General features: G+C 38.6%; 17 protein-coding genes. 13 read left to right on the forward strand and 4 right to left on the reverse strand.

Annotated features, from left to right (window positions below; all coding sequences use genetic code 11):
- Positions 1-452: 452 nt before the first annotated feature.
- Both FGG15_RS02805 and FGG15_RS02810 read right to left on the reverse strand, forming a co-directional pair.
- A complete protein-coding gene (locus FGG15_RS02805) occupies positions 453-1,517 on the reverse strand; it encodes an adenylate/guanylate cyclase domain-containing protein (protein ID WP_138832988.1) in 1,065 nt (354 codons plus the stop codon).
- A gap of 52 nt (positions 1,518-1,569) precedes the next feature.
- Positions 1,570-1,776 (reverse strand): helix-turn-helix transcriptional regulator, encoded by a 207-nt coding sequence (locus tag FGG15_RS02810; RefSeq protein ID WP_138832990.1) that lies wholly within the window; start codon positions 1,774-1,776, stop codon positions 1,570-1,572.
- Positions 1,777-1,976: 200 nt separating this feature from the next.
- Here FGG15_RS02810 and FGG15_RS02815 point away from each other — a divergent pair, with 200 nt between their 5' ends.
- Positions 1,977-2,213: a hypothetical protein gene (locus FGG15_RS02815; RefSeq protein ID WP_138832992.1), complete on the forward strand. Its 237-nt coding sequence runs from the start codon at positions 1,977-1,979 to the stop codon at positions 2,211-2,213.
- 94 nt (positions 2,214-2,307) lie between these two features.
- On the opposite strand, the gene FGG15_RS02820 is transcribed toward FGG15_RS02815, so the two are convergent.
- Complete coding sequence (locus FGG15_RS02820; RefSeq protein ID WP_138832994.1) at positions 2,308-4,305, reverse strand: serine hydrolase; 1,998 nt, start codon at positions 4,303-4,305, stop codon at positions 2,308-2,310.
- A gap of 266 nt (positions 4,306-4,571) precedes the next feature.
- On the opposite strand from FGG15_RS02820, the gene FGG15_RS02825 reads away from it, so the two are divergent.
- Both FGG15_RS02825 and FGG15_RS02830 read left to right on the forward strand, forming a co-directional pair.
- Positions 4,572-5,477 carry a sensor histidine kinase gene (locus FGG15_RS02825; protein ID WP_161991905.1) on the forward strand — a complete coding sequence of 302 codons (906 nt, stop codon included), beginning with the start codon at positions 4,572-4,574 and terminating at the stop codon, positions 5,475-5,477.
- Positions 5,478-5,482: 5 nt separating this feature from the next.
- Positions 5,483-6,178 carry a LytR/AlgR family response regulator transcription factor gene (locus tag FGG15_RS02830; protein ID WP_138832998.1) on the forward strand — a complete coding sequence of 232 codons (696 nt, stop codon included), beginning with the start codon at positions 5,483-5,485 and terminating at the stop codon, positions 6,176-6,178.
- Positions 6,179-6,223: 45 nt separating this feature from the next.
- Here FGG15_RS02830 and pdxR read toward each other — a convergent pair whose 3' ends face one another.
- The gene (gene pdxR / locus FGG15_RS02835) at positions 6,224-7,699 is read right to left on the reverse strand and encodes a MocR-like pyridoxine biosynthesis transcription factor PdxR (RefSeq protein ID WP_138833000.1); all 1,476 of its coding nucleotides are present in this window, start codon (positions 7,697-7,699) and stop codon (positions 6,224-6,226) included.
- 104 nt (positions 7,700-7,803) lie between these two features.
- On the opposite strand from pdxR, the gene FGG15_RS02840 reads away from it, so the two are divergent.
- The 10 genes from FGG15_RS02840 to FGG15_RS02885 all read left to right on the forward strand — a co-directional run bounded on the left by FGG15_RS02840 (position 7,804) and on the right by FGG15_RS02885 (position 15,804).
- Positions 7,804-8,526, forward strand: coding sequence for an AraC family ligand binding domain-containing protein (locus FGG15_RS02840; RefSeq protein WP_138833002.1), 723 nt, complete (start codon positions 7,804-7,806; stop codon positions 8,524-8,526).
- A gap of 10 nt (positions 8,527-8,536) precedes the next feature.
- Entirely contained in the window at positions 8,537-8,827 is a 291-nt protein-coding gene (locus tag FGG15_RS02845; RefSeq protein WP_138833004.1) for a DUF1272 domain-containing protein, read from the forward strand.
- 223 nt (positions 8,828-9,050) lie between these two features.
- A complete protein-coding gene (locus FGG15_RS02850; protein WP_138833006.1) occupies positions 9,051-9,566 on the forward strand; it encodes a GNAT family N-acetyltransferase in 516 nt (171 codons plus the stop codon).
- 2 nt (positions 9,567-9,568) lie between these two features.
- The gene (locus tag FGG15_RS02855; protein WP_138833008.1) at positions 9,569-10,228 is read left to right on the forward strand and encodes a pyridoxamine 5'-phosphate oxidase family protein; all 660 of its coding nucleotides are present in this window, start codon (positions 9,569-9,571) and stop codon (positions 10,226-10,228) included.
- The gene (locus FGG15_RS02860; RefSeq protein WP_138833010.1) at positions 10,225-10,560 is read left to right on the forward strand and encodes an avidin-fold protein; all 336 of its coding nucleotides are present in this window, start codon (positions 10,225-10,227) and stop codon (positions 10,558-10,560) included. Before FGG15_RS02855 ends, FGG15_RS02860 begins: the two co-directional genes overlap by 4 nt.
- A gap of 361 nt (positions 10,561-10,921) precedes the next feature.
- A complete protein-coding gene (locus FGG15_RS02865) occupies positions 10,922-11,959 on the forward strand; it encodes a methyltransferase (RefSeq protein ID WP_138833012.1) in 1,038 nt (345 codons plus the stop codon).
- Positions 11,960-12,114: 155 nt separating this feature from the next.
- Positions 12,115-13,608, forward strand: a complete 1,494-nt coding sequence (locus tag FGG15_RS02870; protein ID WP_138833014.1) for an amidohydrolase family protein — start codon at positions 12,115-12,117, stop codon at positions 13,606-13,608.
- Between the two features lie 247 nt (positions 13,609-13,855).
- On the forward strand, positions 13,856-14,407 hold the full coding sequence (locus FGG15_RS02875) for a hypothetical protein (protein ID WP_138833017.1): 552 nt from the start codon (positions 13,856-13,858) through the stop codon (positions 14,405-14,407).
- A 54-nt stretch (positions 14,408-14,461) separates the two neighbouring features.
- Complete coding sequence (locus FGG15_RS02880; protein ID WP_161991906.1) at positions 14,462-15,016, forward strand: GyrI-like domain-containing protein; 555 nt, start codon at positions 14,462-14,464, stop codon at positions 15,014-15,016.
- Between the two features lie 23 nt (positions 15,017-15,039).
- Entirely contained in the window at positions 15,040-15,804 is a 765-nt protein-coding gene (locus FGG15_RS02885) for a GNAT family N-acetyltransferase (protein WP_138833021.1), read from the forward strand.
- Positions 15,805-15,817 lie beyond the last annotated feature (13 nt).

Below are 15,817 nucleotides of genomic sequence, written 5' to 3' on the forward strand. Positions count from 1 at the left end.
ATGTACAATCCTAGAAAATCACTTTTCTTTTTAACCACATTAAATTCAAAAAGTTATGGAGAATTCAACGATATTTTAAAAAGTACACACAACAATCAAAAATGAGGTTGATAATTTAAAAAGTACAATTTGATCCTAGTTTTATAAAAGGTTGATTTTACGGGACTAAGACGAAAAGGGATTAAGCCTAGTTAAGAAACTATTTCTTTAGATAATTGATGGATTAATCAACAAAAAAGCCACCTGATTAAGTGGCTTTTTTTGATATTGGCAGTAAAACTTCTACCATGATATTCTCTTTTCCGGTTTACATCAAAATTGTCCGTGCGTCAGCTCTGTAGCTTGATTATTTGGAAACAGAAATGTCAAATACATGGCCCATTTTACTTGGAGTAAAAAGCATTACAACTTGAATTAGTTTCTGTAGCTAACACCAGATTTTCCAATCAATACTAACCATCAATTGAGTGTATATTGACTCCTTGTTTCTTGCCTTTCAAAAGAATATTCCCAACAAACTTGGATTCGGGTCTAAATTCCTTATGCATAGCCATTAGCAGCTCCTCAGAAATGAGCAGGGATTCATTTTGTTTATTGCATTCCGCCTGAATCCGTGCGGTTGTATTGATCACATCACCATGGTAGGCAAGTTCTCTCTTAACGTGTCCAACTTCTACAGCTATCAATTTGCCCCCGTGGATTCCCGCCTTAAATGCGGGGTGAATTCCATATTTTTTCAGGTAGCTTTCTTTTTTTTCTTTTCTCAAATTTTCAAAAGCAAAAAATAGGCTTACACAATTATTGTTCTCCAAACCCTTTTCATAGGACCAATACACCACCGCTTCGTCACCTACATATTGACAGATCTGCGCATTGTACTGGGGAACCAACTCATTCAAATCAAAGAAACATTCCTGCAATAGTTCACTGTATTTGTAATGACCCAAGCTTTCTGCAATTGTCGTGGAATCCTTTAAATCCAAAAACATGAAAACCACCCTTTCCTCCTTAGGAAACCGATACCTGCCAAAGAGCATTTTTAAATACTTTCCCTTTCCGAATCGTTCAGTGGTGGAGCTAATAAAATATAGGACGAAGGAGCACAAAACAATGTAGTACATTATGGCCCAGAATTGCTTTTCCCGAACCCACCATCCAAAGTAAATATCAATTCCTAGGTCTAATATATTGGAAGCCACAAAAGTTATCATGGAGATGATGAACACCGTGGATAAGAAATAGGATAAAACCCTTAAAAACTGCCTAGTTCCAATTCCCAACCTTTTTGATACATATTTTTCAAAGAAAAAATCGACACAGGCATAAAAAACGCCCAATCCAAGTCCAAGCAGTGCAAAAATCCCCAATATTTGGACAAAAGGAAGGGTCTCCCCTGATATATCGGGTTTTGGCATTTGAAGACTGTCAGCAAAACCATAATACCTGAAAATGCCATAGCTGGACATCACCAGAATCCAATAAGGAATGTGTTTTCTGAGGTTGTGTATAATTTCCACGATGATTGCCCTTTAAGTGTTATCTTTTCCGTTGAGGTCGATGAAAATGGCGTTACCCTTTCGTAGACACCAAAAGCTCCCTGATATCCACATCCAGAATCAGGGCAATTCTTTTAAGATCTTTAAGATGTGGTTGGGATTTGTTATTGCAGATAGAAGTAATCGTGTTTGGATTTCGGTCTATTTTGACCGCTAATTCCTTTTGGCTTATCCCTTTTATAACAAGTACTTCCTTGATTCTATTTATTCGGTCTGGCATAGCCTAAAGCTAGATATAATCAGGCCTTTTGGCAATACAGCATTTTTACAACTATCGGTAAAAACATGATAAATATTGTTTAAAACGATATAAACATCGTACAAACACATAAATATTTTTCTCATTTTTATAATTAAAAGCTATATTTATACTGGTTTTACCAATATTTTTATGTAAAAATCAAATAGAATCGTCCCAAAATGAGCTTAAAAACAACTGACCTATCCCCCCTACTCGCCTACCTTGTAGATTGCCATGAGGGTAATCTGCTTTCGCTGATCCAAAGTTTGAGCAAGACCATTTTTATGCTGCACTTTGTTCCTATGGATACTTTTTCAGATTTGGAGCGGCAAAACGTTTGCCATGTGCTTATGGAGCTTAAAGAAGCGGTAACAAAGGTGTATTTAACTTCCGAAAAGGGTAATCAGGGAGCGTAAATTGCTTTTGGTTGCACAACTCCAATAAAAAACAACCCCAGAACAGGTCTGGGGTCGTCAAAATCTTTCAATGCTTTATGTACAGAAAAACAATTTAATTTTTGGTAAATGCCGGTACAATAGTTTCAAAAATAGGCTTCATAATTTTGTCATCATCCCTGTCAAAACCTGAGATGACCATGGTCAAATCCAATTCTTCCACAACGATAACACGCTGGCCACCGCCTCCCCAAGCCAAGGTCATATCATAGCTTTTGTTCCCCACCTGTACTGGGGTATAGTACCAAAAATACCCATAACGATAATTCTTGGGCATCCAATCTATGGCCGGCCTTACAATTCCACTGGTAGCTTTTTCTAGATAGGCTGCAGATATGAACTGCTCCCCATTCAACTTACCCCCGTTTTGCACCAATTGCCCAAACTTGAGCATGTCACGGGGCATAATACGGGCCTGCCATCCCGCTTGTGGAAAACCACTGGCATGATTGGACCATTGGTAATCGGTAATACCGAGTTTGTCGAGAAATTCTTCCTTTATAAAGTTCTCCGCTGTTCCAGGCACCACGGCGTCAATGACGGTCATGACCATCATGGGGTTAAAATTGCCATATAAATAGGTCTGGGTCTCCTTGGTAATGGGCGCGCTACGTTCCAGAAGTGTCTGCACCAGCCCCTGCCCTTTCAAACGAACGGAATCGTTTTCTACCTCTTTCCATTTCTCGTCCTCAATGGTGAGTCCCCCCTGCATGGTCAACGCTTTATGAAGGGTGATTTTGTCAGCTCCTGCTGTGAATTTTGTTGGGTCCAGGTCTTTCAAGAAATGGATCAAGGGTTTGTCCATATCGTCCATGCTTAAATATCCCATTTCAATGGCCCTTCCCAACACTAAACTGGTGTACCCTTTTACCGCAGAAGCCTGCCCGTGCGGCAAATTGACCCGCCCCTTTTTGTAATAGGATTCATAGACCAGTTTGTTCTTATGTGAAATAAGCAGTGCATCGTAATTCCCATAGGTACCCTTAAAAATCTCCTGAGATACTTTTAGGATTGCATTTTTATCAGCTTCAGCAATGTCCAACTTCCCTACCGCTATACCATCTTCCCTATCCTCCGGAGTTTGGGTGATATAGGGATTATTTAGGTGCGGAATGGACCAGAATGAAATCTCCTTGCTATCCCTTGAAATATGGTTCATTGCAGATGACAACCAGGCAACACTGCGAACCGCCGTCATAGGGAAGGCCGTACCATGGTCACCATCTATTACTTCTTTATATACGGACAACCCGCTATCCCTTCTTTCATTTAATAGTGTAACGAACGCATCAATAGGTTCCACCACCGACTCTTCTTCTAAGGAGCCGTATGCAATAAAAACATTGGCATTTAGACTTGAGTTTTTATTTGATGACTCATAAGGTCCAAATTTGGTGTTGAGTTCCTTTAGGTAATCCAGTTCACCTCTCACCGTTGGACTACCAATAATGTAATTGTTGAAGGTGTCAGGTTGACTTAGTAGTATATAGGCCCCAAATTCACCGCTCAGTGAGTATCCAAAATAGGTGCGACTGTTTGGGTCAGTGCGGTAGGTTTTATCAACGTAGGAAATGACATCCTTGCGAATAAATTCCAGATGCTCATTGGCTTGGCCAAATTGATATTTGTTTTGAATTTCAGGGTCGCTGTGTTTGCTCATGGAGTAATCACGAAACCTACTCACATGAGCTCCCCTTTCGTTTTTCAGGTCTTCATTGATATCCAGTTGCCAGGAAATTCCAACCAGGATAATATCTTCCAACATGTATTCTGTGGCACCGGACAACATCTCGAGATGCCACACGGCATCTGTATAATACAGGACAGGATATTTTTTACCAGGGTTCTCAGCATAATCTTCTGGCACCTCTATATAAAGTTCATAGTTTCGTTCTGTTTTTGTGTCTGTTATGGGGACTACCCGAACTTGGGGTAATTCTAACGAAGACCCTGTTAGGGTGGGTGTGATTTCTTTTGCGCTATTTCCCTGTGTATGCGCATTGTTTGTTAGTAAAAGAAGAAGTGCAAGTAGCCCTTTGGTTATGCTTTTCATTGTTTTATTTGTTATTTCTGAACGATAAAACTACCGTATAAACCTTGTCGGAAATTGGAAACAGGACAAGCCTAGCGATTAAATGATGAAATCACTTCATCATTGATATAAGCGTTTTGCAAGAAATTATGATGGTTTGTGTTTGAACGTGGTACTTTTGTCCTTAACCGTAAGAGTTTATGCTGCAAAAGTCTTTGAAGAATACCATCCTCATTAACCTGGGTGCCTTTGTATTGGTGCTCACCCTTGAACTATTGGGTGGATGGATGCACATAGATAAATATGACTCGCTTTATTCCTTTTATTTATGGGGACTTGGTTATACTATAAGTATTATGACAGTTATATGGATAAATCATTTTGTCCTTATCCCATATCTTTTAGATAAGAAAAAATATTTTCTATATGGATTCCTACTTATTGGAGCCATATTTCTTGGAGTAAGTATAAAAATATATCCGAAATTCGACTGGATCGGTATTACTAAAATGTCTTCTTTTCTTGTTTACACAACAGGTACTGGTATGGCAGCTTTCTTTTTACGAAGAAGTATGCGCATCCAAAGAGAAAACAGCGAAAAAGAAAAGTTGCAAAAAGAACTGGAATTGAACTACCTAAAGGAACAGGTAAATCCACACTTTTTATTTAATTCATTGAATAGCATTTATGCCCTTTCCCGACAGCAATCCACAGAAACTCCTGAGGTTGTTATGCAACTTTCGGAATTAATGAGATATCAATTGGAAAGTGCTAAAAAGGACTTTGTTTCGCTGAAGGAAGAGTTGGAGTTTATAGAGAATTATTTATTGCTGGAAGAAAAACGGCTGAGTAAACGGTGTGCCATTGAATTTTTAATTGAAGGGGAATCATCTAATTATAAAATAGCACCAATGTTACTGATACCATTTGTTGAAAACGCAGTTAAACATGGGGCCCAAGCCACAAATGCGCAGAGTACCATTGATGTGAATATTGCCATAAAAAATTCCAGGCTTTATGTTCATGTTGTAAATTCAAAACACAATGCAGCGACCCAATCGACAAGAATGGGAACAGGACTCGAAAATGTGCAGCGGCGACTGAATTTGTTATATCCGAATGCCCATGAACTACAGATCAGTGATATGGAGGCGGCATATCATGTAAATTTAACCATTGACATTACAGACTAGTAGGAATGATGAAAATTGCCATTGTTGATGATGAACAATTAGCACGGGAAGTGCTGGAAGAGTATTGTTCTAAAATAAACAACTTTGAGTTGGTCCTAAGTACTGGGAATCCAATCGAGTTTGTGAATTTTATTCAGCAGCATAAAATCGACTTGGTTTTTTTGGATATTGAAATGCCGGAACTCAATGGCATGGGAATTTTACGTTCCATGATACAATCGCCTAAAGTGATTTTAACAACGGCATATTCCGAGTATGCATTGGAAAGCTATGACTTTGGGGTGGTCGATTACCTATTGAAACCCATAAAACTTGAACGCTTTTTACAAGCCATAAACAAAGTTTCATCTTCAACAATAGCAGAACCCAAACCGAATACGAAACAGGAAGAACTTCGCATAAAGCATGATGGATTACCGATTGCCCTTCCGTTGAAATCAATACGCTACATTCAAAGTTTCGGGAATTATTTGAAAATTTTTACGGATGCCAGAATGTATCTTATCTCGGATACACTTATTAATATCACCACCCTATTGCCAGAAAATTTTCATCGTACGCATAAATCCTATATTGTCAATTTGGACAGGATTACCAAAGCTACCCGAACCCATTTGTTGCTTGAGGATAAAAAGATTCCTGTGAGCGCTATGTACAAGGTGGTTGTTTTTGAAAAATTGAAAGGTTTGGCGAAACCATAAATACACCTCCCACTCTCCTATTTCATTAGAGGTTTCATAACCTTTTTAAAGCGTGCTAGTAATTGCATGCTTTAACCTCTTTATCAATTCATAAATTTCTTCCTCGTTATACGTGGCAAAACCAATTCTAATGGAATTGTGCCCTAACTTGGCTGCATCATACTGCCGCCAATCTCCAATTTCCAGTCTGTGTTTTCTTGCCGCTTCGGAAATGGTATCCCAAGAGTAATCCGGATGCAACTTTATCCAAACCGCCATACCCCCTATTGGTGTTTCAAACTGAAAAAAACCACCTAATTCATCATTTAAAAGTTTACAGAACAAATCACGTCGTTGCTGGTGAATTTTCATCACTTTACGAATGTGCCTATCCAAATCGCCAGACTTTATGAAGCTCGCGAAGGTCAATTCTAAAAGCGCATCACCCTGCCGGTCTACATAACCTCTTAATTTAGCGGCTTCATCCACAAAATCTTTTGAAGCAATTAAATATCCAACCCTAAACACCGGAGCGACCGTTTTACAAACAGAACCAATGTAAATTACGTTTCCGTTGGTGTCGTGACTTGCCAATGGTAGAATTGGAGCATGATTGTAATTAAAATCATAATCGTAATCATCTTCAATAATCGCAAAATTATAGTGCTGTGCAAGGTTTAAAAGGTGGATTCTTCTTTTCGCAGAAAGCGTTACCGTGGTTGGATGGTGATGATGGGAGGTCACATATACCGCTTTAATCTGGTGCCGCTTACATAGTTTTTCAATATCGTCGGTCACAAGTCCATTTTTATCTACGGAAACACGTTCCAATTTTACTTGTTGGTTTAAAAAAGTAAAATCGGCAGACACGTAATTGGTATTACCGACTACGATAACATCCTCTTTTTGAAGCAATAGTTTCGCCGACAACCAAATTCCCATTTGGCTGCCACGGGTAATCAGTACATTTTCCTTGGTAATGTTCAGTCCCCTGGTTGAATTCAAATATTCCACCAACACATTTCGTAAGGTCCCATTTCCGTAAGTAGAACCATAGGACAAATGTTCGTATATCATTTTTTTGGATGAAACATTTCTATACGTCCTTGCAATTTCATCAATGGGAGTTAATCTTGTATCTGAAATGCCATCATTCAGGTACATAAAATCCTCCCGCTTTTCGGTGGGTATTTTTGGTAGGATACTACTCTTATAAAAAGAAAAATCAGCATTATTATTTACTCCAAATACTTCGTCGTCCTTTAATTTTTGCTGATGTAGCACGGGCAAATTACGATGTACATAAGTTCCCTTTTTAGGAATACTCTCAATCCAACCCTGAAGCAATAACTCATCATAACAAGCTACTATTGTTTTCCTGTGCACATGTAACTGCTCTGCCAATGTTCTGCTTCCAGGAAGTCTGGTATTGGGCGCCAACTTTTGGCTTTTGATCAATTGAATAATTTGATTGGATAATTGAAGGTACAGTGCCTGATTGCTTTTTCTATCAAATTGGATACTTGTTTTAAATGGAAACATCTGGACTATTAATTATATCCATTCTGGACGATTATGGCAGTCCACTAATATAGTACTTTCGAGCTATAATATCATAATAACATTAAAATAAGACTTTAAAAGACATGAAAAATCAGTGCGAATCAAAGCAGCTATTTTATGCGCTGTGCCTTCTTTTAACAGCTTTTTCATCATATGCACAAAATGATGTGAAATGGCATGTTTATGAAATGGATAAGCTCTCATCAAATGAGTCAGTGGTTTATGTAGATACACCAACCATAAGTGGGGAAACATACGTCACCAATAGTGCCTCCACCCTACAAGCCTCCAAATCTGATCGTATGTTGTTTGTTGTTGAGGGTATGTGTACTGCAACTGTAAAATCTGAAACCATGGATTTGAAAACAGGAGATGTGGTGTTTTTAAAAGCTGATGATACCATTAAATTTTCAGGGAGTTTAAAAACGATGCTTTGGACAAGTAAATCGACCAAAACAAATCATAGGGACAAAACAGGGAAATTTTCGAAAGAGGAAATTGAAGCTGAAAGAGATGCATCAGAAAATGTATGGAATTCATTCATAGACACTTCAACAATGGTTGCTGGTCTCTATATGTTGCCAAAATCACTAAATGGTGATAACACGCTTACGCACATTTTTGATGAAATCAATTATGTAGTAAATGGCAGCGCAAAATTTAAAATGAACAATACCATCGTCGATGTTAGGCCAGGTTCCATTATGTGGGTGAAAAGAGGGGTTGGCCACTACTTTTATGACCTTTCCGATGACTTTGATGTTTTTATACTTTTTGAGACCATTAATATGGATCATGACCATTAATGAATAAAATATGTTAGAAATAAGACCCAATTGCGAACACTGCAACAAAGAGTTACCAAACACCTCGACCGAGGCAATGATTTGCTCTTTTGAATGCACCTATTGTAGCACCTGCGCCATAGAAATATTTGAAAATGTTTGTCCAAGTTGTGCAGGAAATTTTGTTCCACGCCCCATAAGACCACAAAAAGCAATTGAGAAATATCCTGCTTCAATCAAACCCATATTCAAGCCAAAAGATTTAAAAAAAACCAGGATGAACATAGCACAGTATAAAAGCATTCCTCCAGAAAAAAGATGAGTCCAATTATTATTGATACCATTGGTTACGTAGCGTTGGTAATTAATCTGTATTCAATGTCCACAAAGGGTGAATATAAGCTTCGATTGATTTCAATGATAGCCAACATAGGCTACATTATTTATGGTTTATTGATTAGTACCGCACCAATAATCATAGGGTGCACCATAGCAGTGTTTCTGCACGGCTTTCACTTAAGAAGATTACAAATAAAAAAACAGCAATGATCAACATAAAAACAGCTAGCGAGGCAGATCTTGACATATTGGCCCTTTTGGGAAGAGTGACATACGCTGAATCACACGGTCATTTTATTGATAATAAAAACGATTTATCGGCCTATCTCGATGAAGCATTTTCAGTCGAAAAAACCAAACAGGAAATCCACAATCCGAAAAATCTATACTACATCATTAATGTTAATGATCTACCCGTAGGTTATGCCAAATTGGTAGTAAACGCATTTCACAAAAATGTGGTCTCACAAAACAATTGTCGATTGGAAAGAATCTATATTTTAAATGACTTCATTCCCTTAAAAATTGGACAACACTTTCTAAATTTTATTGAAAAGAAGGCCAGAGCCCTGCAATTGGATACGATGTGGCTTTCGGTTTACATAAAAAACAATAGGGCTATCAGATTCTATCATAGAAATGAATTTAAAAACGTTGGAGAATTAAATTATCTAGTTAACGGTAAGGGTTATGAAAATGCCGTTTTGTCAAAGGAGTTATAAGCATGAAAGAATATCCAAAATCTAAACTAAACAGGGTAAAACGCGGTCATAACAGAGCAACTTATGATGTTAAAAATATAAACGCCATTTTGGATGCTGGTTTTATAGGCTATGTAAGTTACATGTACAAAGACAGGGCAATTTCACTACCCATGGGGTATGGAAGAAAAGACAACAAAATTTATTTACACGGTTCCCAAGCCAACAGAATGTTGCTGGCATTATTGGAGGCCAAAGAAATGAGCCTAACGGTTACACATTTAGATGCTTTGGTTCTGGCTCGGTCTGGGTTGCACCATTCTGTAAATTATCGTTCCGCAACGCTATTTGGTTCAACAAGAAGACTTGAAGATACAAAGGAAAAGGAAGCAGCGTTGTTCTGTGTTATGGAACAAATGATGAAAGGACGTTGGGATGGCATTAGGCCTATGGACCAAGACGAATTGGACAGAACCTTAGTGGTAGAAATTATTATTGAAACAGCATCAGCAAAAATAAGAGATGTTGGTGTTGCGGACGAACCAGCAGATTACGATTTAGATGTTTGGGCCGGTTTGGTACCTTTAAAGCAAATAGCGGAATACCCGATTGCCGACAAGGGTCTGCCCCAGCAAATGGAAATTCCTAAACATGTATTGGATTATTATCAGCAAAATAAATGAACTATCACAACAAACGGTTTAGAGTAGTGGAAAGCTCAGCAAATTCAGATACGACGGAAGAAACCATATTTGCATATAAGCAAAGTGGCAATATTGTAACATCTGCATACAAGGGTGGAAATATCGTAAAAGGCCATTTAATCGGATTGGTGGACAAAAATGGGTCTATCGATATGCGTTATCACCAAGTCAACGTAAAAGGGGAACTAATGACTGGAATCTGTCATTCAACTCCAAAATTGAACGAAAACGGAAAAATTAGACTTCATGAAAAGTGGAAATGGACTTCAGGAGATATGTCAAGCGGAAAATCCATTCTTGAAGAGTTATAAAGTATACCAAAACGGAAGAAAGCCGGTTAATTCCCTATTTCTCAGCCACTTGGCCAGCCCCCCCCAACGCACCGTTATGGTACGGGCGGATTAAAAAGCTCAGCTTTTGTTTTTATTGAACTCATAGAACTTAAAGAGGCCGTTATGGAGATTTACGTAAACCACAAAAAGGGCAATGAGCCCAGATACCCATTCAAAACTTAGTTGGTCCATTGGCAGGTAACCCTAGAACATTTGTCCGCAAGAGGTAAAACGTAGGAGGATTATGGCACAAATACCTTTGGCTCAAATACTTGCCACGCCATTGACCATAAATCATTGCTATTTTTTAGTACCTTAAAACCTTAAAACCAACCGAACCATGGATACTAAAACCGAAAATCAAATCAATCCCTCCAAAATAATGCAAATTGGAATGGGTTTTTGGGCGTCAAAGACCTTACTTACAGCTGTTAATATGGAGCTGTTCACCCATCTCGCAAATGGATCGTTGTCAGGTCATGAAATCAAAGATAAACTAGGGCTGCATGAAAGGTCCCTGTATGATTTTCTGGACACGCTGGTGGCCCTGGGTTTTTTACATCGTTCTGGATTAAAGGAGAATGCCAAATATGGTAATTCAGAGGATTCGGACTTGTTTTTAGACAAAAACAAGCCCTCCTATATTGGGGGCATTTTAGAAATGTCAAACAATAGGCTTTATCCTTTTTGGAACGACCTGGAAACATGCTTGAAGACCGGCAAACCACAAAATGAGACCAAAAACGGAGGCAAACCTCTGTTTGAGGCCATTTATGCCAATGAAGATAGGCTTAGGGAATTCATACACGGTATGGGTGGTGTCCAGGCCGGAAACTTTGCCAAGTTGGCCCATGATTTTGATTTTTCAAAATATAATACACTTTGTGATGTTGGGGGCTCGGGTGCCAATCTTTCAATTCATATTGCAAAAAACAACGGCCATATGAAGTGCATTTCGTTTGACCTTCCCCCCGTTGGTCCAATTGCCCAAGAAAATGTTGAAACTTTCGGTTTGAGTGATAGAATTGAGATTAGTTCAGGAGATTTTTTTACTGATGAATTGCCACAGGCAGACGTAATCACCATGGGGAACATTCTTCATGACTGGGGTTACGAGGACAAAGTAATGCTAATAAAAAAGGCCTATAATGCCTTACCGCAAGGAGGAGCACTCATAGTTATTGAAAATATTATTGATGACGAAAGAAACAGGAACGCGTTTGGTTTGATGATGTCATTGAACATGGCCATAGAAACCGATCAAGGGTTTGACTTTACAGCTGCTGACTTTGACCAATGGGCCAAGGAGGCAGGGTTTGGCCAAACGAGCGTGATGCCTTTGACGGGCCCATCAAGTGCCGTTATCGCCATCAAGTAAATCCGTTACCAGACATTTAATTGAAGTTCTTATTAGGTACCCTGGCAGGTAACGCTAGAACATTTGTCCGTCAGAGAAGTAGTCTGAAAATTCCAATAGCTGTAACAATCTTAAGATTTAATCTTCTTTGGTTAAACAACCAAAGCCGATAATCAATGAAAAAAATCCTTACCATTCTCCTTGCCGCTATTTTATGCTCATGTCAGGACAATAAAGTACAACTGAATCTTACGGAAGGTGTATACATATCCAATGTAACCATAATCTCAACAGAAGATGGCACCTACAGCCCCTATATAGGTCATTTAGTGGTTGAAAAAGATGGAATCGTTTATGTGGGCAAAGATGAGCCAGACATTAGCGGCACATTTGAAGAAATCGATGGAAGTGGAAAATTCATAATTCCAGGCTTAATTGATAGTCATGTTCATATTCCAGGAGTGCAAGGAATGCTTCCCCATCATATAGAAAAATACCCTGAACTGGCCACTGAGTTTAAAAGCCAAATGCCTAGAAGCTATTTGTACTATGGTTTTACAACTTTAATTGATCTTGGAGGCATGCATGAGGAAGATATCACTTCTTATAACATGGAACAGGCAAAACCCGATTTATATCATGTTGGACATTCAGGAGCTGCGGTTGCCAATGGTTACCCAATGAATTTTGCACCTGAAGAATTTCGATTTGAAGCTGCGCCAAATTTCATATATATGGAAAGTCAGGCAGAAAATATACCAGATAAGTATGATCCCGCAGATCATTCTCCCAAAGCAGTTGTCAAGCGTATTAAAAGTTCTGGGGCCATCGCCGTAAAATCTTATTATGAATCAGGTTTTGGTCACATGAAGGGCTTGCCCTTGCCAACCAAAGATATTATGGAGGAATTGCTTACGGAGGCGCATTCCAATGGGCTTGTTTTAACGGTCCATGCCAATTCATTCGCAGGACATTCATTTTTAGCAGATATAGGGGTTGATATCATTTCTCATGGGCTTTGGAACTGGGAAGAATATAAGGATGTGCCCTCTGATTCTCTTCCAGTGGAGATAATAAACATGTTGGATTTACAAATTAAAAAGCAAATAGGCTATACCCCTACCTTGACTGTTATTGAAGGAGAGGAAGCACTGGCTGATACTGAATTTCTTGATCAGCCTAGCTTAAAAAAGGTTGTTCCCAAAGATTTGCTTGAATGGTACAAAACGGAAGAAGGACAGTGGTTCGGCAAAAAAATATTTAGTGAGCTTACTGTAGCGGAGATTAATACCATCTATGACAATGTGCAAAGTCATGCCATGTTGGCTTTAAAGTACCTTTCTGACAATAATGGCCTCATTTTATTTGGCTCAGATACTCCATCTGGCCCAATTTATAGCAATCAACCTGGTCATAATGGAAATTGGGAGCTTAAACTGATGAAAGAAGCCGGAGTTCCCTTGCATAAAATACTTGCATCCGCTACAATTAATAATGCCAAAGCTTTTCGTTTAGATTCTGCTCTTGGCTCATTGGTTAAGGGAAAAAAAGCAAACATGATTATAATGACTAAAAGCCCTTTAATGGACATTGAAGCGTATGATGCTATAGAGATAGTTATTATTGGAGGCAAAGTCATACAAAGAGAAGATTTAGAGGTCAAAGAATAACGGGTAACAACAGACCATTTTTATGTTCGAATTTCTTCCTGGAGTACCTTTTCTGATTTAGAGCGTCAAAATTGCTCTCTTGTGCTTATGGAACTCAAAGAGGCCGTTATGAAGATTTATATAAACAAGGAAAAGGAATAATACCGCTGGATTCCCAACAAAATGAAGGTCACATAACAAGCTGACATATATCATTGTAAATCCTAGTTTTCAAGAATACTTTTAGGGGTTATAAAACTTGAAAATTATGAGATTGCTAACTTTCCTTTTTTCTTTTTTACTATTGACAGCAGCACTAGGTCAAGATACCGAGAATCTAGTGAAAAAAACAACTGTAGGGTTCGAATTGGATGCTGTTCCGTACCTATTTGAGGGATACTATGGCTCGGTATGGGTAGGCCATAATCATTTAAGATATAGAGCAGTAATTACAAAAATAGAGACACCGAGTTTTATCCTTGAAGATGGTTTTACAAATAATGAAATGAAAGTCTACGCGGCCATTGTGGATTATTTTTTCAAACCTGGCTTTGAAGGCTGGTGGATCGGGCCAGGATTGGAGTATTGGGATGCCACCATACAAACCGACGCCAAATTGGAAACAGCCGAATATAACAATACCATTTTTACACTGGGTGGCGGATATGTGTGGAAATTTCACAAGAACTTTTATCTAAACCCCTGGGCTGCCGTACATCTCCGAATTGCCGGCGATAAAGAAGTAAGGGTAGACCAAAGCATCTATGAAACACCGCTCCTAATCCCAGAAATCTCACTTAAACTGGGTTGGCATTTTTAGCCACATGAAACTCGCCCCTAAGACAAAAAAAAGGGGAAACCATAAATGGAAACTATGAAAATCACCTTACTCATTATCGCTCTGATCTTAGCTTCAGTAGCAATGTTTATTGGTTATAACGGCGGTTTTAAAAAAATAAACTGCCGGGTTGAAGTCCAAGGCGGTGAAACCTTGGTTTTTAAAGAAATGACAGGAGATTATGCTAAGAGTAAAAAGCTGTCAGACGATGTGTATTATACCTTACTCAACGATTATGAAATTGAAACCTTTAAAGGTTTTGGCATTTATTACGATAACCCAAAAAAGGTGAAAAAAACCCAATTACGTTCTGAAATTGGTTGTATTGTGGAAAAGAAGGATAGTTCAAAAGCAACTCAAATACATGGGGAACTTAAAATCAAAGAGTTTCCGAAAAAATCATATATCGTAACCGAATTCCCGATCAAAGGGAAACTGGCCGTGATTTTTGGAATATTGAAAGTGTATCCGGCAATGGATAAGTTCGTTAAAGAAAACGGTTATGCGGCGAAGGGTGCTGTTATGGAAATCTATGATGTGCCGAATAAAACGATCCTATATCGCAAAGAAATTATAGCAATCCAGCCCTAGAAACATTCCAAAAAATTAAAATCATGAAAATAGTGGAGGTCACACCTGAAAATGCAATAACGGAGACTTTCTTCTGCATAAAAGACACAAAAAGACAGGGATTTAAGGATAAAGCCAACTGGTATGAAAAACGATATAAGGAAGGTTTACGAATAACGATACTCAAGAATGATGAGGATAAAATGATTGGATTTATTGAGTATGTCCCTGGAAAATATGCTTGGCGCCCCATAGATGCCGATAACTATATGTTCATACATTGCACCTACATATACTCAAAAAAGGAACGAAGTAAGGGCTTTGGTTCGATGCTCATTCTGGAGGCAGAAAAAGAAGCAAAAGCCTTAGGGCTTGATGGGTTGTGTGCAATGACCAGTAAAGGAGGCTGGTTGGCCAATAAGACCCTTTTTGAGAAAAACGGCTTTCTGCAAATTGAGGCTAAGGATAGATTTGAACTGCTATCAAAAACATGGAACGACCACACCAAAAAACCAAAATTTCACAACTGGACCAACCAACAAGGGAAGTATAAAGGTTGGCACTTAGTTTATGCGGATCAGTGTCCGTGGAGCGAAAAGTCAATAACTGCCATACTTAACATTGCAATGGACTTTGGGGTAGATATAAAAGTGTCCAAAATAGAAACCGTAAATGAAGCAAAAATGGCACCCTCCGGTTTTGGGGTTTTCAATCTATTGCACAATGGCAAATTACTCGATGACCATTATTTAAGCGGAACCCGATTCAGAACCATTTTGAAAAAGGAGCTTAACCTTCCCACCAGATAATACAAATGCTTAT

It is taken from the genome of Flagellimonas algicola, from assembly GCF_005937185.1.
GTDB lineage: Bacteria > Bacteroidota > Bacteroidia > Flavobacteriales > Flavobacteriaceae > Flagellimonas > Flagellimonas algicola.